Source organism: Nocardia sp. PE-7, assembly GCF_030486425.1.
Classification (GTDB): Bacteria; Actinomycetota; Actinomycetes; order Mycobacteriales; family Mycobacteriaceae; genus Nocardia; species Nocardia salmonicida_A.
On record NZ_CP129614.1, the window covers coordinates 2,768,881 to 2,787,975 of the forward strand.

Consider the following 19,095-nt stretch of genomic DNA (forward strand, 5'->3'; position numbering starts at 1 on the left):
CGGCGCGGGGTGGTGTCGGGCTCAGTAGTTGCCCTGGAGGTACTCGACGAGGTGTTCACGCTCGACGACGAGTTCGGTGATCTCACTCTTCACCACGTCACCGATGCTGACGATGCCGACGAGCCGGTCCGACTGCACCACCGGCATGTGCCGGATCCGGTGCTCGGTCATCACATCTCGCAGCGAGGACACGTCCTCATCGGGCCCACAGGTGCGAACCCGGGCGGTCATGATGTCGTTGACCGGCCGATCGAGCAACGCGGCCCCGTGGGCGTGTAGATGACGCACCACATCGCGTTCGGAGACGATGCCCGCGATCACCACGCCATCGGGGGAGACGACCACCGCGCCGATATTGTGTTCGGCCAGTGCCGCCAGCAAATCGCGCACCGTGGTCTGCGGTGTCACCGTGGTGACCGCCGTGCCCTTGTTGCGCAGGATCTCCGCTATCCGCATACGCGCACCACCTGTCCGGATCGATCGTCGCCCACCAGCATGACCTGTCGGAACCGACCTGACCAGCACGAAGACGTTACGACCGGACTATTCGTCGTCCAGCCCCGCGGACAGATACGCGGCGGCGGCCAGCCACTGGCGACACTGTGGGCCGTGGATATCGTGCTGGCGCAGCATCTCGCGCGCCTGACGGTAGGTCAGCCCGTTCGGCTCGTCGCTACACGCGGTGGGCGATACGACCGCGGCACCGACGTGATGCTGAAACGGACTACTCATCGAAGTCCCCTCCCATCTGGCGACGGAAGGTTTGCCCGGCTGGTGGTGCCGTGGAACCTTCCGATGATCTTGCGCGCTGAGTCTACGGGCGGGCTGTTTTCGAATGCAAGCACATCTGCACGTTCGTTTCGGCCGTGTCGGCTCGCGATGGGGTTGCGGCACTTACGAATTCAGGGGACTGGACGGCCCTATCTGAGCGGGTTCCCGGTCATGACGTCGGGTAAGTACCGACCGGTGCGCGGTGGCGTCGCGCGTGTTAATGTCCCCCTCGCGCAAGCAGATGCAAGAACATTTGTGCGTGCATCTGCAAATTTCGTACCGATGGGCATCATTCTAGAAGGAGGAGTGCGGTATGTCCGGAATGCAGCATGATCAGCGTGAACGTCCGGGGGACGGTGCGTGGCGCAAGAGCACCTACAGCAACCCCAGCGGCAATTGCGTCGAGGTTGCCGAAGTCGCCGACGGCTCGGTCGCCGTGCGCAACTCGCGCGACCCGCAGGGCTCGGTGATCTTCTACACCCGGCCCGAAATCGACGCGTTCATCCGCGGCGCGAAGGCCGGAGAGTTCGACTACCTCACCGGGTAATCGGTAGGATCTGGGTCCATGACGGCTGAACCCGACGAGATCGGTCGCGTGCAACCTGTGGTCGACCGCGGCCCCACCGTGTTGCGCATTGCGCTCGGTGGCCAGTTGCGCAAGCTACGCGAGAGCAAAGGCATCACCCGCGAGGCCGCGGGTGATGCGATCCGCGGCTCGCACGCCAAGATCAGTCGACTCGAGTTGGGTCGCACCGGATTCAAGGAACGCGACATCCGGGATCTGCTCACGCTCTACGGCGTGCACGATCCGGTGGAACGCACCTCGTTCTTCGAACTGGCCAGGCAGGCAAGTGAACCCGGTTGGTGGCACCGCTACAGCGATCTGCTGCCGTCGTGGTTCAGCACCTACCTCGGGCTCGAGCAGGCGGCCAGCCAGATCCGCACCTATGAGGCACAGCTGGTGCCCGGTCTGCTGCAGACACCGGAGTACACCAGGGCGATCGTCAGCCTCGGCTTCGACGACGCCGAGACCGACCGTCGGGTCCAGGTTCGGCAGTTGCGCCAGGATGTCCTACGCCGGATCGACCCGCCGGTGGTGTGGGCGGTGATCGACGAGGCCGTGTTGCATCGGCCGATCGGTGGGCGCGAGGTGCACCGCGCCCAGCTGCGCCATCTGGTCGAACTGTCGGAGCTGCCGAACGTGACGGTGCAGGTGTTGCCGTATGCGACGGGCGGGCACGCGGCGGCGGGCAGCTCGTTCAGCATTCTGCGCTTCGGCGAGCCGGAACTGCCCGATATCGTCTACCTCGAGCAACTCACCAGCGCGCTCTACCTCGAGCGTCGCCAGGACCTCGCGATGTATCTGACGGTGATGGACCAGCTCAGCGTCCAGGCCGAGCGGCCGGATCGCTCGCGCGAGATCCTGTTGTCCTACGCCGAGCGGGAGTAACGGCCGAACAAGATCGACGGCCGAGCGGATCAGGCACCGAGAACTGGATCGGACTGCACCGAATATCGGGCAGTCGATCGTCGGGCACCGACTAGATAGTCAGTATCGGATACAGCCGGCGGCGATTCGCCAGAAAGTATCCGGGGTCAGCATTTGCAGATCCCAATCGTCGGCCAGGTCGTGTGCGGTGGTCACGATCCGGTCGATATCGAAATCGTTGCGGGTCGCCGCGCCGGTGGATTCCACGGCGTCGATGACGAAGGCGACCGCGCTTTCCCTCGACCACTGGGTGGTCTCGGCGTGGGTGGCCGCTGCGCGATCAGCGAGGCCGGACCGGCCCTTGGTGTTGTTCATGATGAATGCCCCTGTGCTTCTCAGGCAGTGGCAAACCCAAGGCAATCCTGGCCCCGGGTGTGCCGCTCGCGGCCTCCCCTGACTATCCCCTCAATTGTGTTGCGGCCCTGAGTTTAGGACGGAGACACTTTCAGATGCAAGCACATCTGCACTATCGATTCCGTCTCGATGCAGCGCATTTCCCGGCTTCTGAGCGGCGAATCGGGGGTGGCGGCACCGCCCCCGCCGGGAGCGGTGCTCGAATAATGGCGTGACCGGCGGTTCACGGTGTCCGCGGGGTGACGACGCAGCGTCCGCGGGAGGTCGCGATCGTGTCCAGTGGGCGAAATGAACTGCGATAGTTAATTTCTGGTTATCAAATCGCGGCGACGGCCGAGTCGATGGGCTGCGATCCGGAGACCAGCTCGAGAGTGCGGCGAAAAGTGTTGTCCGCGACCAAGATCGACGCGAGCGTCGCGGCGACGTCGGCGCGCGGCACCGAATCGCGCGGAATCGGCGGCGGTCCGAGCGTGATCAGACCGTTGCCATCGGTGTCGGTGAGCCGGCCGGGACGCAGGATCGTCCAGTCCAGATCGCGGGTCCGCAGATCCTCTTCGGCGCGGGTCTTGGCGTCGATATAGGCAGCCCACACCTCGTCGGTGCCCGCGGCGGGTGGGCTGCCCGCGCCCATCGTCGAAATCTGCACGAACCGCGCCACGCCGGTCTGCGCGGCGGCGTCGGCGAGTTGCACCGAACCGTTGAGGTCGACGGTGTATTTGCGCGCGGCACCGCTGCCCGCGCCCGCACCCGCGGCGAATACCACCGCGTCCGAGCCCGCGACGGCGGCCGCGAGGTCGGCGGGGGTGTCGCGCTCCATGTCGTAGATCACCGGGACGCCGCCGGTCGCGGTGATATCGGCGGCCTGGTCCGGGTCTCGGATGAGCGCGTGGACGTGGTCACCGCGCCGAGTCAGCGACTGGGCGAGCAGGAGGGCGATCTTGCCGTGTCCACCGGCGATGACGATGCGCATAGTGCTCCTATCAGCGTTCGGGACCTCCGGGATTGCAGTTCGCCGCCACCGTAGCCTGATAGCCGACGTCGGGGCGCCACGGCTCGAGATTCCAGCTCGGTTTGTCGGGCGCGACCATCCTCGCCCACACCCAGTGGCACAGGAACTGGTCGCGCATGCCGGGCGCGTCGGCATCGGCGTCGAGAGCGCGCACTTCTTGCCAGGCCAGTTCGTCGGTGCCGGGAGCGGCTGTTCTGCGGCCCGCCTGGGTGGGGACGACCAGCAGGCGGGGGCCGTCGACGTTCTCGGTCCAGCTCACGTGATCGATGAGTGGAAGGCCGGCATAGGGGTCAACCGTCGTGGTGGGCGGTGCGATGGTGGCCGGCACCCGTTTGGTGGTCGTTGTCGGAGCGGCGGTGCTGGTCGGGATCGCGACCTGTGCGGTGTCGGCCGAGCCGCAACCGGTGAGCACGGCCACCGCGGTGAGTACGAGCGGGAGCTGCCACCGTGTCACGAACGCCCTTTCTGTCCATTGCGGGCCGATAGCGCCCGCCCCGGACAGCCTAATGCGGTCGGTGCGGTGGTGTCGCGATCGTCAGTGCCACAGGGATCGGCAGGGCAGCCGGCGCAATCCGGGGGCGACCTGGCCGTCGACGGTGACCTGCAGACCGGAGTGCGCGGCCGCCGAAGTGAACTCCCACGCCTCGGCCTGGGTCGCGGCGTATTCGAGGACCAGTGCCTGCTCGGGAGTCGGGCCGTCGAAGTACACCGTGATCCGCCGGGTCGGTATCTCGTTCGGGTCGATGCGGTGGAGGGTGGCGGCGATGTTCTCGTCGGTGGGAATCATGGCGTGCTCCTTTCGCCCCGGCACTGGTGAGCGCCTTCCTACTCGACGGTAGGGCCTGCACCATCGAGAGGAACACGTTCCGATTTCGCTTGGAGATCTCACAATCCACCGGTCGCCGCGGCGGTGCGCCCCCCATATGTCGGGCGCTGCCCTCCGGTCACAACCAGGTGGCAAGCAGGTTGTGAGCTCCGCCGATGTTCGCGGCGACCCGTCGACGGGGAGCCACGGTACCGGCGAGGATCGCTTTCGACAGCAGCGACACGGGAGGGACAGCCGCATGATCTGGGGACGCGCTCGGCTACGCAGGACACTATCGGTCTGCCTGGCGGCGGCGGTGCTCACCATGGCCTCCGCCGCCGCGGGCCACACCACACCCCTGTACCCGACTGCCGACCCCGACCCCTTCTACAGCCAGCCTGCCGACCTCGACGAGCACCAGCCCGGAGACGTGCTCGGTGTGCGGCCGATGCCGCCGCTGGCGATGTTTCCCGACACCACGATCACCCTGGTCCAATTCCGCTCCACCAACTCCGCCGGCGACCCGATCGCCGCGACGACCACGGTGCTGCAGCCGAACAATCACCGCACCGATGCCCCCGTGCTGTCCTATCAGCACATCATCAACGGGCTCGGCACGCGGTGCTCGGTCTCCAAAGTTCTCTACACCGACGATCCGGACCTGATGGTGCGCGAGGCGGTGGCCTGGAACTACGCGCTCGAGCGTGGCTGGACGATGGCCGTGCCCGACCACCTCGGGCCCAATTTCGCGTATGGCGCGGCGAAATTGGGTGGCCAGGTGACCCTCGACGGCATCCGGGCGGTGCGCCAGGTCGAGCAGCTGCGCGTCGGCGGCAGCCGGGTGGCGATGGCCGGGTACTCCGGCGGCGGCATGGCGACGGCGTGGGCGGCGGCACTGCAGCCCGAGTACGCACCCGAGTTGGAGATCGCGGGGGCGGCGATGGGCGGGGTGCCGATGAACCTGGTGTCGATGCTCGAGGGACTCGGCTTCGGTTCGCATCCGGTGTTCGGGCTCGCGCTGGCGGCGGGGATCGGCCTGGAACGTGAATACCCGCAACGGTTTCCGATCAGCGATCAGATGAATGCCAGTGGCCTGGCGGCCCGCGCGTCGATCCGCGACGCCTGCACCAACGACATTCTCGGCGCGGGCGCGGGGCGCGGCATCCTGGACTTCGCGGCCACCACCTCGCTGGTGGGCGATCCCCAAGCGCGCGCCGTGGTGGAGGAGAACAGCCTCGAGCTCTATCCCGGTGCGCCGACAATGCCTGTCTTCGAATGGCATTCGCCGATCGACGGACTCATCCCGGTCGATGCGATCACCTCGACGACGCATCGGTGGTGTGCGGCGGGGACCAAGGTCGTCAGCCAGCAGACACCGACCCCGGACCACCTGACCGCAGCTGTGCTCGGACTGCCTTCCGCGCTGAGTTGGCTCGATGCCCGGCTGCAGGGGGAACCGGCGCCCAGCACCTGCTGAGTCCGGTTTCGATCGGTCCGGATCCGCGCGCCCCGAAGCGGATCCGGACCGATTCGTGGTGCGTCGGGTCGATTCTTGTTGCGATACAGCGGCATTGCGCACACGACTCGGGCACAACGCCGAGGTCGGGGAGCGCCTGCACGTAGCGTAATTGCTCTGACGACGGCGCGGTGGGGGAGTTTCGGCGGGGGTCGAAGCACCGCATGGTGGCACGTCATCGACGAATCCGTTGCCACCCGAAGGCGTGTGTGCCATGAGATCTGTTCGAGTACTTGTCGGTTCGATGCTGCTGCTCTCTTCGCTCGCGGCAGGCACCGCGGCCGCGGATCCGCCGCCGACCCAGGAATTTCCGGTGCCACAGGTGGGCACACCCGGTTTCCTGCCTGATCTACAACGCTGGATCGACCAGGTGCTGCCCTCGCCGATTCAGCCGAACGCCGCCGATCCGGCCGCCGAACTCGCGGCGCTGCACGCGGCGGTGCTGCCCTCGGCGGTGGGTGATCCGATCTTCGACCAGTGGCCTGTGGGGCTGGAGGAGTTGTCGCCCGGTGATCTGATCGAATCCCGCGACATCACCGCGACCGCGGCCTGGTTGACCGTGGTGCCCATCCGCTCGGCGACGCTGCTGAAGTTCCGCACCGAAGACGCGCTGGGCAGGCCGTCCTACGCCACCGCGACCCTGATCGTGCCCGCCACCGAGTGGACCGGGCCGGGGGACCGCCCCGTGCTGGTGAACAATCTTCCGATCGACGCGCTCGGGCGCAAGTGCACCCCGGGATACTCACTGACGCACGGTCTGACATCGCAGTCGAGTGCAACGGAATTCCTTCCGCCGACCACCCAGCTGGCGGTCCTGCGCGGGTACGCGGTCCTGGTGCCCGACCACGAGGGCCCGTGGATGGCCTATGCCGAACCGTATGTCGCCGGGCATGCGGTGCTCGACTCGATCCGAGCGGTGCGCGGTATCGACCCGATGACCTACGACCGGAGCCGCTTCGCGATGACCGGTTACTCCGGCGGCGCGATCGCCACCCACGGTGCGGCCAAGCTGATCGACTCCTACGCACCGGAACTGGCCGACGTGATCGTCGGCGCGGCACTGGGCGGCGTACCGGCCGACTTCGAAATCCTCTCGCGCAGTATGAATGCCAACCTCGCATCCGGAATATTTATGGCCGCGACCTTCGCGATCGGCCGCGAGCGTCCCGAAATCCTCGCCGCGATGAACAATCTCGGGCGGTGGGTCACGACCTCGTTCATGAAAGATACGTGTGCGAGCGTGTTCGCGGTGCCAGGGATTCTGCACCTGCCGATCGATGTCGGCGCCAATATCGCCGACCCGCTGCGGTCGGAACTGGCCACCGATATCTACGAGATCACCCGGATGCAAGGTCTTCGGTCGGCTACTCCGCTCTATATCTACAACGGAGACCAAGAATTCTGGATCCCCGCGGAGGGCGCGCACAATCTCTACACCGAGCAGTGCGAACTCGGTGCGAACGCGGTGTACCGGGGTGTGCTCGGTGAACACATCATCGGTGCGGTGACCGGGTATCCGGAAGCGATGGTGTGGCTCGACGAACGACTCCTCGGGGTCGCCGCGCGCAGCGAATGCTGAACGGCGATAGGATACTTCACAGAGCTTTTCGCCGAACGTGATGGTCGGACACAGCGGGCATCTGCGGCTCGATTTCGTGGGATTCCGGGGAGCTGAACATTTTCCTGTGCCTCGTCATGGCAGTTTTCGAGAAGGCGTGGTGACCTGCCCAGACCGGACGTGACTGTCGTCTCGTAAGGAATTCCGCGGCTTATGTTTTGGGCGGTTTCGACAAGCCATTCGTTCTCCCGGCAGGAAATGGGCGACGAATATTCGAATCGCACAGGAAGATAAGTCAACACATGAAATCTCCCAGTCGCAGGCGCACGCTGCACACGGCGGTCTTCGCCGGAGTCGGCGCCCTCTCCATGGTTTTCACCGGGCCGGGGGCGAGCGCGGCTCCTGCCGCGGCGCCGACCGAGCAGGATCTCGCCAACATCGTCTCGGAAGGCCGTCAGGTCGCCGGATCCGGTTCGGCGTGCACCTCCGGCAGTGGTGCCGGGTCCGGTAACGGGTCCGGTGACTGCTACGGCGGTTCGGGTTCCAGCTCGGGTTCCTCGGGCGGCTACTCCTCCGATCCCGGCGCGTACGGACCGGAGTCGACGGCGTTCCTCGCCGCGTTCGCCTACGGACTCAACAACCCCGATGCCGCCGCGCCCGGGACGAACGACTGGAACTGCAAGCCGACCGCCGCGCACCCCCGCCCGGTCGTGCTGCTGCACGGCACCTGGATGAACGCCTACAACGGTTACGCCTACATGGGTCAGCCGATCAAGGACGCAGGCTACTGCACGTTCACGTTCAACTACGGTCGCTCCAACATCATGGAGGGTGGCGGCCTCGGTTCGTTCCTGCCCGGTGTGATGGGCACCGGCTACATCGAGGATTCGGCCAAGCAGACCGCCGCGTTCGTCGACCGTGTCCTCGCGGCCACCGGCACCGACGAGGTCGACATCGTCGCCCACTCGCAGGGTGGGTCGATGGCGAACTACTACACCAAGTTCGAGGGCGGTGCGGCCAAGGTGAACAAGCTGATCACCTTCGGCGCCACGCATCACGGCACCAGCCTCGACGGCATCGGCGCGCTGGGTCGCATGATCAACAACCTGGGTATCGACATCCTCGGCCCGATCGAGATCTTCGTCGGGCACGCGGGTATCCAGCAGACCATCGGCTCGGATTTCGTCAACAAACTCAACGCGGGGGGTGACACTGTCGCCGGCGTCGATTACACCGTGGTCGGCACCCGGTACGACGAGGTCACCAACCCCTACGAGCTGACCTTCCTGAAGGCGGGCCCGGGGGCGCACGTCACCAACATCACCCTGCAGGACGGCTGCGAGCAGGACATCTCCGATCACTTGACGATGATGTACTCCCCGCGTGCCCTGTCGATCGCGCTTCGCGCGCTCGACCCGGTGCAGAACCCGCAGTTGACCTGCGCGTTCAATCCGTGGCTCGTCGGTGGCGGCGGTTCGATCTGACCCGCCCGAACTGACAACGACGAAGGCGCTGTCCACATCGTGTGGACAGCGCCTTCGTCGTGTTCGAGATCAGGCAGGCACGGAACGGTAGCTGCGTGCGACGAGTGCCGAGCGCAGGTACCACAGCCCCGAAGGCTGGGTGGGATCGAACCCGGTGAGCTGGCCGATCCGCTTGAGCCGGTAGTCGACCGTATTGGTGTGCACATGCAGTACGCGAGCGGTGCGCTGGCGGTTGAGATTGTTGGCGATGTGGCGCTGCAGAGTCTCGAGCAACTCGGGGTACTGGTCCAGCGGATCCAGCAGCGAGCCGAGGAATTCGCGGCCGGGGCCGGGGCGGGTCAGCTGGTATTCCAGGGCGAGTTCGTCGAAGCGGTACAGACCCGAGGTCACCTCGAGTCGCTGCACCATGTCCAGCAGTTCGTGGGCCTGGTCGGCGGCATCGGGGACCCCGGTGGTGGTCGTTTCGACCATCGCGGCGGTGATGCCGACCTGCGCGGCCTGGGAGAGCTGGGCGACCAGGGCGGTCAGACCCTCGCGGTCGAAGGTCTCGGCCGGGATGAGCACGGTCCCGCCATCGACGCTGAGCAGCGACAATGCCGAGTCGCCGCAACGCTTGGCCAGTTCGGCCTGCACCCGGCGCAGCTTGCGGCGGGCGACGACCTTCGAATCCAGTGCCGGATTGGCTTCCTCGCGGTGCTGGGGGATCGCCAGGGCGAAGACCGCGTAGGTCTCGGCGATCGTGATGCCGCATTCGCGGGCCATCGTCGAGGTGCTGTGGCCGCCGAGCAGCGCCGAGGTGAGGGTGTGCACGGCGGTGTGGTGTTCGCTGACCACCCCCCGGAGCTCACGAACATAGGCCATCGAGATCTGGGCGGTGATCGTGTCGAGCAGTTCCATCACGACCTTGACGCCGCCGACAAGACTGTCGAAGTCCTTCCCGGAGGCACTCGATACCACCAGGTCGAGGCCCATTTTGAAGCCCTCGGCAATCGAGTGGTGGATCGTGTCGATCGGCACGCCCTCGCGGGCCCACGCGCTGGCGGCATCCTGCAGACGTTGCAGCTGACTCGGGACATCGCGCCCATCGAGCATGCCGACGGCGAATTCCAGGCAGATCCGGGTGATCGTGGTCACATCACCGGAGATGGCGTCACCGGGTAGCGTGCCGCACGGTGCGACATTGGCGACGAAATGGCCGACCATCTGACGCGACAGCGCGCGAACGTCCTTGAGTGGCAACGACATGGGCCTGCCCGAGACGGTCAACGACGGTCGGGGTGGATTGTGGACGGACATCTATTTCCCTTCGCCAGTTTCGGCTGTACCCCCCGCTGTCCAGCGAACCTCACCCTAACGAACTACAAACGAAACCGGAATGGATTGTCAGGTTCTGGGTATGGGGCCCACCACTGGAGGTCGGCGTAGTGACGGGTCACAAGTCTGGTTCTTAGCTATCAGTGGTTGTAGAGTTCAGCGCCATGCGACCTGCCGTCCGTTGTCTGGTCTGGGAACTGGACGAGACCCTGTGGGAGGGTGTCGTCCACGACGAGACCGGCACCACGCCGCGCCCACCGGCACTGCGCACGCTGACGAAACTGAGCGAGCGCGGTGTGCTGCACGCTGTCGCCGCGCGCGGCGACCGGGCCAGAACCCTGCGCACGCTCTACCGCCACGGTCTGTACGAGATGTTCTCGGCGGTCGAGGTCGGCTGGGGTCGCAAGTCCGCCTCGATCGTCCGGATCGCGGGAACTCTCGGACTCGGCCTCGACGCGCTCGCGTTCGTGGATGCCGAGCCGGTCGAGCGGGCCGAGGTCTCGCGCGCACTGCCGATGGTGCGTTGCTATGCCGCCCGCAATGTCGACATGCTTCCGCTGCTGCCCGATTTCCGGCACGAACTGCGATCCGGCCCCGTACCGACCCCGCCGTTGGGATTCGCCCGCGTTCCTGCCTTCTGACCGGGGCGAACCCGCACCAGCCGCATCATTGCATCGACTGCCACAATGGCCGGGATCCGGTCAGCGGCGCCCTGATCACGGCAGCAGCGAGAGCGTGAGCGCGGCCACACGGTGCGGGGACGCCACCACGTCGTAAGCCGCGATCTGCCCGTCGCGCACCGAGAACGTCACCGCGAACACCGGGCCGCCCGCACCCGTCACCACCAGACCGGGCCTGCCGTCGACGAGGACCAGCACCGCTTCGCGTGACCGGCGGCGCAGTGCGAGGGCGCCCTCCGCCACAGCCCTGGCCCCGCGCACGACGACGGCCATCCCGGGCGAGAGCGCCGCCGGATCGGCGGTGCGCACCACATCCGGCGCGAGCACCGCCAGTAGTCCACCGAGATCGCCCCCGCGCGCAGCCCGCACGAACGCCGTCACCGCGGCCTGATGCGCGAGCAGTTCGATCGGCTCGATCCGGGCGGGCGCGTGCACCCGCAGTCGCGCGCGACTGGCGAGCTTCTTGGTGGTGGCGGGCGTGCGTCCGAGCATCGGCGCGATTTCGGCGAACGGCACGGCGAACAGATCGTGCAACACGAAGGCGACCCGTTCCTCGGGCCCGAGCGCGTCGAGAACCACCAGCAGCGCCCGTCCGACGGAATCGGCCAGCAGCGCTTCGGCCTCGGGATCGATGCCCGCGCCGGTCGCCGCCCGCGCGGGCGCGTCCGGTGCCGCGACCTCGGCCCGGCGAGCACGGGTGCGCAGCGTGTCGAGACAGATCCGCGACACCACCGTGGTGAGCCAGCCGTCGAGATCGGCGATCTCGGTCTCGGTCCCGGCCCACCGCAACCATGCCTCCTGGACCGCGTCCTCGGCTTCGGCCCCTGACCCCAGCATCCGGAAGGCGACACCACGCAGGCGATCGCGCCGTTGTTCGAATGCGCCCGCCGATGCTCGAGTCCGGTCCGCGCGCATCGGTCACCTTTCGCTCACGCCGGTCGTCTATCGAATGGACGGCACTCGCTGTCCGATCACGGCGGCTGTCTCCACGATGGCAGAGGCGGCCGACACCCTTGAAAACGGAGGACCTGATTCGATGCACACCACCTATGTTGTCGTCACCGTGCTCGCCGCGGTGGCTGCTTTGGCAGCCGCGCTGATCGACGTCGTTCGTGCCGACTGGGTCCGCGAGAACATGCGCCACTACGGCATCGCCGCGTGGACGCTCACGCCGCTGGCCCTGATCAAGGCGGTGGGTGGGCTCGCTCTGCTCGCCGGCCTGGCCTATCGGCCGCTGGCGGTGGCTGCCGCGGCCGGGCTCGTGCTGTATTTCGTCGCCGCCGAATTCACGGTCGCACGCTCACGCCGGTACTCGGATCTTGGCTACCCGCTGCCGTATCTGCTGCTCGCGGCCGCTTCGCTGGGCCTCGCGGTGGCATGAGGCACGTGGTGGCGCGCCGTCGCGGGCGCGCCACCACTACCTGGGTCAGGCTTCGGCCAGGATGAAATCGGCAGCCTGTTCGCCGATGAAGATGGCGGGGGCGTTGGTGTGGCCGCGGATGATCAGCGGCATCACCGAGGCGTCGGCGACGCGCAGCCCCTCGACGCCGCGGACCTTCAGCTCCGGGGTGACGACGCTGGCGGCGTCGGTGCCCATCCGGCAGGTGCCGACCGGGTGGTAGAGGGTGTGCGAGAACTGTTCGATGGTCAGCGCGATGGTGGCCTCGAGATCCTCGGGTGCCTCGGGCGGGTAGATCAGCGCGCCGAGCGTGCTCTTGAGCGCGGGCTGCCCGGCGAGTCCGGCACACACCCGAAGTCCGGTGGTCAGCGCGGCCCGGTCGGCACCGTCGGGATCGGACAGATACCGCGGATCGATCACCGGCTTGGCGGTCGGATCAGCCGAGGCCAGGCTGATCTTGCCGCGGCTGCGCGGGCGAAGCAGGATCGCGCCGAGCACCACACCGTGTTCGGTGGGCTCGACCAGACCCTCGTGGTAGAACGGCGCCGGTGCGTAGATCAGCTCCAGATCGGGGTGCTCGAGGTCGGGTTCGCTGCGCACGAAACCGTAGGCCTCACCGACATTGGAGGTGAGCATGCCGCGGTGGCGGACCAGGTAGTTGACCAGTTCGAGGAGCTTCTCCGCGGTGAACAGCGAGTCCGATTCCACGCTGTAGCCCAGCGCCGAGATGAGGTGGTCCTGCAGGTTCGCGCCGACCTCGGGGGAGTGGGCGACCAGCTCGATGCCGTGTTCCTTCAGCTCGTCCTGATCGCCGATGCCCGAAAGCTGCAGCAGCTGAGGACTGTTCACCGCGCCACCGCACAGGATGACTTCACGATTCGCGGTCACGGTGAGGGTCTGCTCGCCGTTGCGGTACTCCACGCCGGTGGCCTTGGTGCCCTCGAACAGCACGCGGGTGGCCAGCGACTCGGCCAGTACGGTCAGGTTCGGCCGCTTCATCGCAGGGTGCAGGTACCCGTCGGCGGTGCTCCAGCGCCTGCCGTCACGCTGGGTCACCATGGTCTGGGTAAAGCCCTCGGGCGCGGGCCGATTCGCCGATTCCAGGTCGTGGCCCGCCTGGCGCGCGGCCTCGAGGAACGCGTGCGTCGACGCGCGCGGGCTGCGCTGGCGTTGCACGTACTGGGGTCCCTTGGAACCTTCGTCGGGGAACTGCGCGTCCTGGACGTTCTCGATCTTGCGGAACTGTTCCACCGCGGCGGCGAAGTTCCACTTCTCGCCCGCCAGTAGCCCCCATTCCTCGTAGTCGGCGCGGAAACCACGCACCCACATCATCGCGTTCATCGATGACGAGCCGCCGAAGGTCTTGCCGCGCGGCCAGTAGATCTGGCGGTCGCCGAGCTCGGCCTGCGGCTCGGTCAGATAGTCCCAATCGCGCTCGCTACGAAACAGCTTCGAGAACGCGGCCGGAATATGGGCGAACTTGTCGTCGTCGGCCGGGCCGGCCTCCAACAGAACGACCGTGGTGCTCGGGTCGGCACTGAGCCGATTCGCGAGCACCGCCCCCGCGGATCCGGAGCCGACGATCACGTAATCCGCGGACGTCCCACCTGCTTGCACTGTCCAACTCCGATCTGCACTGCGTCTGTCGTTCGGCGCGCCTGCTCACGGGCGTGAAAAGACCGCGAGCCCAGCCGGACTCGTCGTCTGGCGTGACGCTGCAAGCAGAGTACTGACAGAAGGCCGACGGTGGGTCGTGCGTGGTTCAGCCCGCCGCGGCGGCTTTGCCCGCGCGCCGGCCGTAGAAGCTGCCGTCGCCGAGCGAGGCCCCGCTGACGTAGCCGTAGGAGCACAGTCCCGAGGTACAGCGACCCGCCGCGAACAGGCCCTCGATCGGCTCACCGCTCACGTGCAGCACCCGCGAATCCAGGTCGGTGCGCAGCCCGCCGAGGGTGAACCCGGCGGTGAGCCCGCGCAGATCGAAGCAGGCGAGCGCCCCCGTGATCGGGCGCACCCATTCGGGCTTCTTGCCCAGCACCGGATCGGTGCCGTGCTCGGCGTGCTGGTTGTAGGTGGCGACGGTGGTCTGCAATGTCTGTGCGGGCAGCCCCATCTCGGCCTCGAGTTCGGCGACCGTCTCGGCGACCCACTTCGGCTGGAAGCGGAAGAACGGGGTGGCGCTCTCGGTCGCGAGCGCCTCCTCGAGCGAGGTCTCGTCGATGATCAGGAACGCCTGGTTGTCGTTCTGCAACAGTGTCGCCTGACCGATCCGGCCGGGGTAGGTGTCCTCGGTGACATAGCGCTGACCGCGTCCGTTGACGAGGATGCCGCGCGCCATCATCTGCGGATCGCCGAAGATGGCCACCTCGCTGGCGTCCATGTGCGCGAGTTCGGCGCCGAGCGCTTGGGCCAGCCGGATGCCGATGCCGTCGTGTTCCTCGATGGCCGCACCGGGCCTGCCGCTCAGACGCGGGGTGTAGCGGTCGATCATCTCGGTGTCGTAGGCGAAGCTGCCGGTCGCCAGCACCACACCGCGCGCGGCCTTCACGGTGACGAGTTTGCCGTAGGTGGTGGCCAGTACGCCCACCACCCGGTCCGCGTCGTCGACGACGAGCCGACGGATCCGGGTGTCGTACTCGACGTCGATGTCGAGCTCTGCGACGGTGTCGGCCAGCGGCTTCATCAGCATGTAGCCGCCGCTGCGCTCACCGATCTTCTTGCCTGCCAGCTCCGGAACATGGCCGCGCGGAGCGGGTTCGGCGATGTCGAGAAACGGAGCGGAGTTCTCGCCGCCGGAGTACATCAGTCCTTCGTCGTGCGGGGGCTCCCAACCGGGTTCACCCCAGAACGACTCCTTGAACGGCACGCCACAGTCGACGAGCCAGTTGTAGTGCTCGACGCTGCCCGCGCAGTAGTCGTTGATCTTGGCCTCGTCGACGCCGGGCCCGAGCGCCGCGGTGAGGAACGCCGCCATGTTCTCCGGGGTGTCGTCGAATCCGAGCGCCTTCTGCAGCGGTGTGCCGCCACCGAGGTAGACGAATCCGCCCGCCAAGGCCGCCGCGCCGCCCCAGCCGCCGGTTCGTTCCAGGATGAGCACCTTCGCACCGGCCCGCGCGGCTTCGATCGACGCGCACACGCCCGCGATGCCGAAACCGGCCACCACCACATCGGCCTCGAAATCCCAGTGCGTCACCTCGCTCGCGCGCAGCGGGCGGACGGTGTCGATCCGATGTGGCTGGTTGCTCACGGGCTTCCTCCGGTGCTCGGGGTGCGGGCGCCACCGCCCGTCCTTGGAATGGTGCCGTCAATAGCGCGACAAAACAAGAACGTGTTACAGATTCTCCCGCACAGCGGGACACTTGCGCACCCTTCGGGCTCCGGTACGGTGGCGATCGAACCTACATAGACGAGATCTGGTGGTGATGTGATGAGCGTGAACATTCGAGACATTGCGGTGCAGACCCTGGCGGGCGAGGACACCACACTGGGCGAGCTGGCGGGCGAGCGGGCGGTGCTGCTGGTCAACGTGGCCTCCAAGTGCGGCCTGACCCCGCAGTACAGCGCCTTGGTGGAGCTGCAGAAGACCTACGGCGAGCGCGGTTTCACCGTGATCGGCTTCCCGAGCAACCAGTTCATGGGTCAGGAGCCGGGCAGCGCCGAGGAGATCCAGGAATTCTGCTCGGTCACTTACGGCGTCGACTTCCCACTGCTGGCCAAGGCCGACGTCAACGGCGACGAGCGGCACCCGCTCTACTCGGCGCTGGTCGAGACGGCCGATGCCGAGGGCGCGGCCGGTGATGTGCAGTGGAACTTCGAGAAGTTCCTCGTCGGTCGCGACGGCACGGTCGCAGGCCGATTCCGCCCGCGCACCACCCCCGATGCCGCCGAGGTCGTCCAGGCGATCGAGGCCCAGCTCTGAACTACTGAGCGTTCGCCAGCAGCGCGTACTGCGCCGCGGCTTGGCGTCGAGCCCCCGCGGGTTCAGCGCCACTGACGAAGGCGCCGTAGCGGCGGTAGCTCACATAGCAGCGGGTCAGGGCCGGCGCGCCGCCCGCCGCCCGGCGCTCAGCACACCGCGCCTGCGGCAAGCCCTCGGGCGCCGCGACAGGGTGCGCGGCCGCGCTGAGCGTGTCCTGCCAGGTGGCGCCGAACGCGCTGGCCGCGGCATCGTCACGGAACCGGAACAGCGTGGTGCTGTAGGAATGCGCCACGCTGTCCACTCCACCGCGATCCCAGGCCGCACCGAGCTCGGCGGGTTCGGTGGGGCGGTAGTGCAGGCCGGCGCGGCCCGTCCACGCCGCGAACTCGCGCGAGGCGATGGCGATCTGCTGATTGGCCGGACCGGGAATCAGGGTGCGCCGCAACAGATCATCGGGATCGCGTGGCAGGTCGGCGATCCGGTCGGGCGCGGTGGGAGTGAACTTGTCGAGCAGGGGTATCTGGGCATCGAGGACCGCCGCGACGCGCTTGGCGAGCGCATCGATGTCCGGCGAGGGATGCTGCAGGAACAGGCTCACCACGATCTCGCCGTGGGCGAAGGTCGCTCCGATCGTTTTGACACCCGGTCGCCAATGCGCGTGTGCGGCAGGGTAACCCGGGATTTGCACCGGTTGGTTGTCCGGGCTGACCCCGAAATCGGTCGCCTCGAGATCACGTGCCGCCTCTTCGGCGATCTTCGCGCCGGGAAACCGCAACAGCACGACCCTGGTGACCCGCGCGTCGGTCTCGATCGCGGGTTTCGCCTTGTCGAAAGCCTGGGAGCCCTCGGCGATGTCGAAACCGACGATCATCCGATGCCGTTCCAGCACACCGAGATTGACATTGGAGATCGCCGAGGCGTCCGAGGCCCGTCGCGGAGTGTCGAGGACATCGGTGCCCCAGTTATGGGTCAACGCCGGATCGACCTCGTGCGGGAACACCACCGCGCCCGCCATCCGCAGACCTTCCAGAATCGGCCCATCCGTCGGCTTTCGGCCGATCTCGATATCGGCAGGCACCGTCGTCAAGCTGCCAACCTCGAGCGATCGGACGTCGATCTCGCCGGGCGTGGCGGTGCCGTCGACAGTGCCGCAGCCGACGAGCAGAACCGCGAGGGCGCCCAGAGCCAGTCGCGCGGTCACAGGGGTGCGGTGCTCAACCATTGGTCGATCATCTCCTGATGGGTGTGGCCCTTCCAGTACACCTGGAGCAGCACAGTCGAATACGGCGCGGCGTCGAAGCGCACCAGCAGCCATGGTCCGGTGGAGCCGTTGAAACTGTGCACGGTCAGCGGCCTGCCGTACCTCGACCGCAACTGCTGGGTCGCCCCGGCGGGCAAGCTCGCGACGAACCGCCCGACGGTCTCGGCATCGGCGTGCGCCATCACCTGCAACGCCACTCCCTCGCGATCGGAGCAGTCGAACCCCGTGTCCCACACGGCCTGCGGGCTCTTCGTCGCGAAACTGCACCGCAGCCCCCGATACCCTTCGCTGTCGGGGCTCGCGGGCAACAGGTCGGGGAACATCGCGATCGTCGGTCGTGCCGCGGCCCACGCATCGATCGTGGTGGTGGTCGGCGCGACGGTCGTGGTGGTCGGCCCCGCTCCGGTGCCCCCGGATCCTCGGCTCAGCAGGACCGCCGTCGCGATCGCGAGCACCGTGACCAACCCGATCGCGCCCACGGCCCACCACACCGCGCTCCCTCGGCGAGTGTCCGCTCCGTCTCGATTGTGCGCATCGATTACTCGGCCGCCCGCGACACCGGCTTCCGCCACAGGGTATCGACCCATCGGGGTGAGTTGGGGCCGTCGATCGTCGAACCCGAGGACCGCGGCGGAGTCGGTCACCGGACGCGTCGGAGCGAGTCCTGTTCTCAGCGCCGTGGTCACCGCCGCGACCATCTGCGCGCAACTGGCGAATCGGTGATCGGGATCCTTGGCCAGCGCCCGTGCGAACACCACATCCACCGCGTCGGTCAGACCCGGCACCAGTGCGCTGATCCGCGGCACCGGTTGCATCAAGTGCGCGCCGACCAACGCGCCCGCGTTGGTGGCGGTATACGGTGGCTGCCCCGCGAGCAGGTGAAACAGCGTGCACGCCAACGAATACTGGTCCGAGCGCGGGCCCGCGGCGCGACCGTCGAGTTGTTCGGGCGCCGCGTACCGCAGCGTCGCCACCAGCGTCCCGGTCCGGGTCAGCGCGGTGGCCTCATCGATGGCCTTCGCGATCCCGAAATCGGTGAGCAGCACCCGCTCACCGCTGCCGCCCGCACTCTCGCTCAGCAGAATATTGGCGGGTTTGACGTCGCGATGCAGCAAACCGGCCGCATGCGCGCAATCGAGCGCGTCCGCCGTCGCCCGCGCGATCCGCAACGCCCGATCCGGTGCCAAAGCCCCTGTTCGCAGCGCTGATTCGGCATCGCCGCCCGCGACATACTGCATCGCGATCCACAGACGCCCGTTCTCGCTGCCCCGATCGTGAATCGCCACGATGTTGGGATGATCGAGGCGGCCCGCGAGATCGGCCTCACGCTCGAACCGTCCACGGAACACCGGATCCGCCGTGAACGAGGAGTGCAGCAGTTTCACCGCCACCAGTCGCGGAAGTCGCGGATGTCGGGCGGCGTAGACGCTGCCCATCCCACCCGACCCGAGCACCCGCTCGATGCGATAACCGGCGACGATGTCACCGGGCCCGAGCTCGTGCATGCTGTCACGCTAGCTCAGGACCGGTGACCACGCG

The 19,095-nt window shown here is 67.3% G+C and carries 20 protein-coding genes; 8 read left to right on the forward strand and 12 right to left on the reverse strand.

Translation table 11 applies throughout. The features are described from left to right. Positions 1-21 precede the first annotated feature (21 nt). Positions 22-456, reverse strand: a complete 435-nt coding sequence (locus QX204_RS12925; protein ID WP_301906973.1) for a CBS domain-containing protein — start codon at positions 454-456, stop codon at positions 22-24. 87 nt (positions 457-543) lie between these two features. Next, entirely contained in the window at positions 544-732 is a 189-nt protein-coding gene (locus tag QX204_RS12930; RefSeq protein ID WP_301906975.1) for a hypothetical protein, read from the reverse strand. Between the two features lie 361 nt (positions 733-1,093). Between QX204_RS12930 and QX204_RS12935 the strand changes: the two genes are divergently transcribed. Both QX204_RS12935 and QX204_RS12940 read left to right on the forward strand, forming a co-directional pair. Continuing rightward, the gene (locus tag QX204_RS12935; protein ID WP_301907987.1) at positions 1,094-1,318 is read left to right on the forward strand and encodes a DUF397 domain-containing protein; all 225 of its coding nucleotides are present in this window, start codon (positions 1,094-1,096) and stop codon (positions 1,316-1,318) included. An 18-nt stretch (positions 1,319-1,336) separates the two neighbouring features. Beyond that, entirely contained in the window at positions 1,337-2,221 is an 885-nt protein-coding gene (locus QX204_RS12940) for a Sco1979 family transcriptional regulator (RefSeq protein WP_301906977.1), read from the forward strand. A 99-nt stretch (positions 2,222-2,320) separates the two neighbouring features. Here the strand turns inward: QX204_RS12940 and QX204_RS12945 are convergent, their stop codons facing one another. From QX204_RS12945 to QX204_RS12960, 4 genes are all read right to left on the reverse strand, one after another. Next, positions 2,321-2,575, reverse strand: a complete 255-nt coding sequence (locus QX204_RS12945) for a hypothetical protein (protein ID WP_056817483.1) — start codon at positions 2,573-2,575, stop codon at positions 2,321-2,323. A 355-nt stretch (positions 2,576-2,930) separates the two neighbouring features. Then, positions 2,931-3,584, reverse strand: coding sequence for an SDR family oxidoreductase (locus QX204_RS12950; protein WP_301906979.1), 654 nt, complete (start codon positions 3,582-3,584; stop codon positions 2,931-2,933). 10 nt (positions 3,585-3,594) lie between these two features. Then, positions 3,595-4,077 carry a DUF2599 domain-containing protein gene (locus QX204_RS12955; RefSeq protein ID WP_301906982.1) on the reverse strand — a complete coding sequence of 161 codons (483 nt, stop codon included), beginning with the start codon at positions 4,075-4,077 and terminating at the stop codon, positions 3,595-3,597. A gap of 81 nt (positions 4,078-4,158) precedes the next feature. Next, positions 4,159-4,410, reverse strand: coding sequence for a hypothetical protein (locus QX204_RS12960; protein WP_056817475.1), 252 nt, complete (start codon positions 4,408-4,410; stop codon positions 4,159-4,161). Positions 4,411-4,753: 343 nt separating this feature from the next. On the opposite strand from QX204_RS12960, the gene QX204_RS12965 reads away from it, so the two are divergent. The 3 genes from QX204_RS12965 (at position 4,754) to QX204_RS12975 (ending at position 8,986) form a co-directional block, all read left to right on the forward strand. Continuing rightward, entirely contained in the window at positions 4,754-5,905 is a 1,152-nt protein-coding gene (locus QX204_RS12965) for a lipase family protein (RefSeq protein ID WP_301907988.1), read from the forward strand. Between the two features lie 253 nt (positions 5,906-6,158). Continuing rightward, positions 6,159-7,523 carry a lipase family protein gene (locus QX204_RS12970; RefSeq protein WP_301906983.1) on the forward strand — a complete coding sequence of 455 codons (1,365 nt, stop codon included), beginning with the start codon at positions 6,159-6,161 and terminating at the stop codon, positions 7,521-7,523. A gap of 281 nt (positions 7,524-7,804) precedes the next feature. Next, a complete protein-coding gene (locus QX204_RS12975; RefSeq protein ID WP_301906984.1) occupies positions 7,805-8,986 on the forward strand; it encodes an esterase/lipase family protein in 1,182 nt (393 codons plus the stop codon). A 69-nt stretch (positions 8,987-9,055) separates the two neighbouring features. Here the strand turns inward: QX204_RS12975 and QX204_RS12980 are convergent, their stop codons facing one another. After that, a complete protein-coding gene (locus QX204_RS12980) occupies positions 9,056-10,282 on the reverse strand; it encodes a PucR family transcriptional regulator (protein ID WP_056817464.1) in 1,227 nt (408 codons plus the stop codon). A gap of 182 nt (positions 10,283-10,464) precedes the next feature. Here QX204_RS12980 and QX204_RS12985 point away from each other — a divergent pair, with 182 nt between their 5' ends. Next, positions 10,465-10,941 (forward strand): HAD-IIIC family phosphatase, encoded by a 477-nt coding sequence (locus QX204_RS12985; RefSeq protein WP_301906985.1) that lies wholly within the window; start codon positions 10,465-10,467, stop codon positions 10,939-10,941. 75 nt (positions 10,942-11,016) lie between these two features. On the opposite strand, the gene QX204_RS12990 is transcribed toward QX204_RS12985, so the two are convergent. Then, positions 11,017-11,895 (reverse strand): sigma-70 family RNA polymerase sigma factor, encoded by an 879-nt coding sequence (locus QX204_RS12990; protein WP_301906986.1) that lies wholly within the window; start codon positions 11,893-11,895, stop codon positions 11,017-11,019. Between the two features lie 121 nt (positions 11,896-12,016). Here QX204_RS12990 and QX204_RS12995 point away from each other — a divergent pair, with 121 nt between their 5' ends. After that, positions 12,017-12,361, forward strand: coding sequence for a DoxX family protein (locus QX204_RS12995; protein ID WP_301906987.1), 345 nt, complete (start codon positions 12,017-12,019; stop codon positions 12,359-12,361). Between the two features lie 45 nt (positions 12,362-12,406). On the opposite strand, the gene QX204_RS13000 is transcribed toward QX204_RS12995, so the two are convergent. Together QX204_RS13000 and QX204_RS13005 are read right to left on the reverse strand one after the other, a co-directional pair. Then, a complete protein-coding gene (locus QX204_RS13000; protein ID WP_301906988.1) occupies positions 12,407-13,996 on the reverse strand; it encodes a GMC family oxidoreductase in 1,590 nt (529 codons plus the stop codon). 145 nt (positions 13,997-14,141) lie between these two features. After that, positions 14,142-15,623, reverse strand: coding sequence for an FAD-dependent oxidoreductase (locus tag QX204_RS13005; protein ID WP_301906989.1), 1,482 nt, complete (start codon positions 15,621-15,623; stop codon positions 14,142-14,144). 180 nt (positions 15,624-15,803) lie between these two features. On the opposite strand from QX204_RS13005, the gene QX204_RS13010 reads away from it, so the two are divergent. Then, complete coding sequence (locus QX204_RS13010) at positions 15,804-16,295, forward strand: glutathione peroxidase (protein ID WP_063054995.1); 492 nt, start codon at positions 15,804-15,806, stop codon at positions 16,293-16,295. A 1-nt stretch (position 16,296) separates the two neighbouring features. Here the strand turns inward: QX204_RS13010 and QX204_RS13015 are convergent, their stop codons facing one another. Further along, positions 16,297-17,517, reverse strand: coding sequence for a DUF7373 family lipoprotein (locus QX204_RS13015; protein ID WP_301906991.1), 1,221 nt, complete (start codon positions 17,515-17,517; stop codon positions 16,297-16,299). Further along, on the reverse strand, positions 17,493-19,061 hold the full coding sequence (locus QX204_RS13020) for a serine/threonine-protein kinase (protein ID WP_301906992.1): 1,569 nt from the start codon (positions 19,059-19,061) through the stop codon (positions 17,493-17,495). The genes QX204_RS13015 and QX204_RS13020 overlap by 25 nt, the downstream gene beginning before the upstream one ends. Between the last annotated feature and the right edge of the window lie 34 nt (positions 19,062-19,095).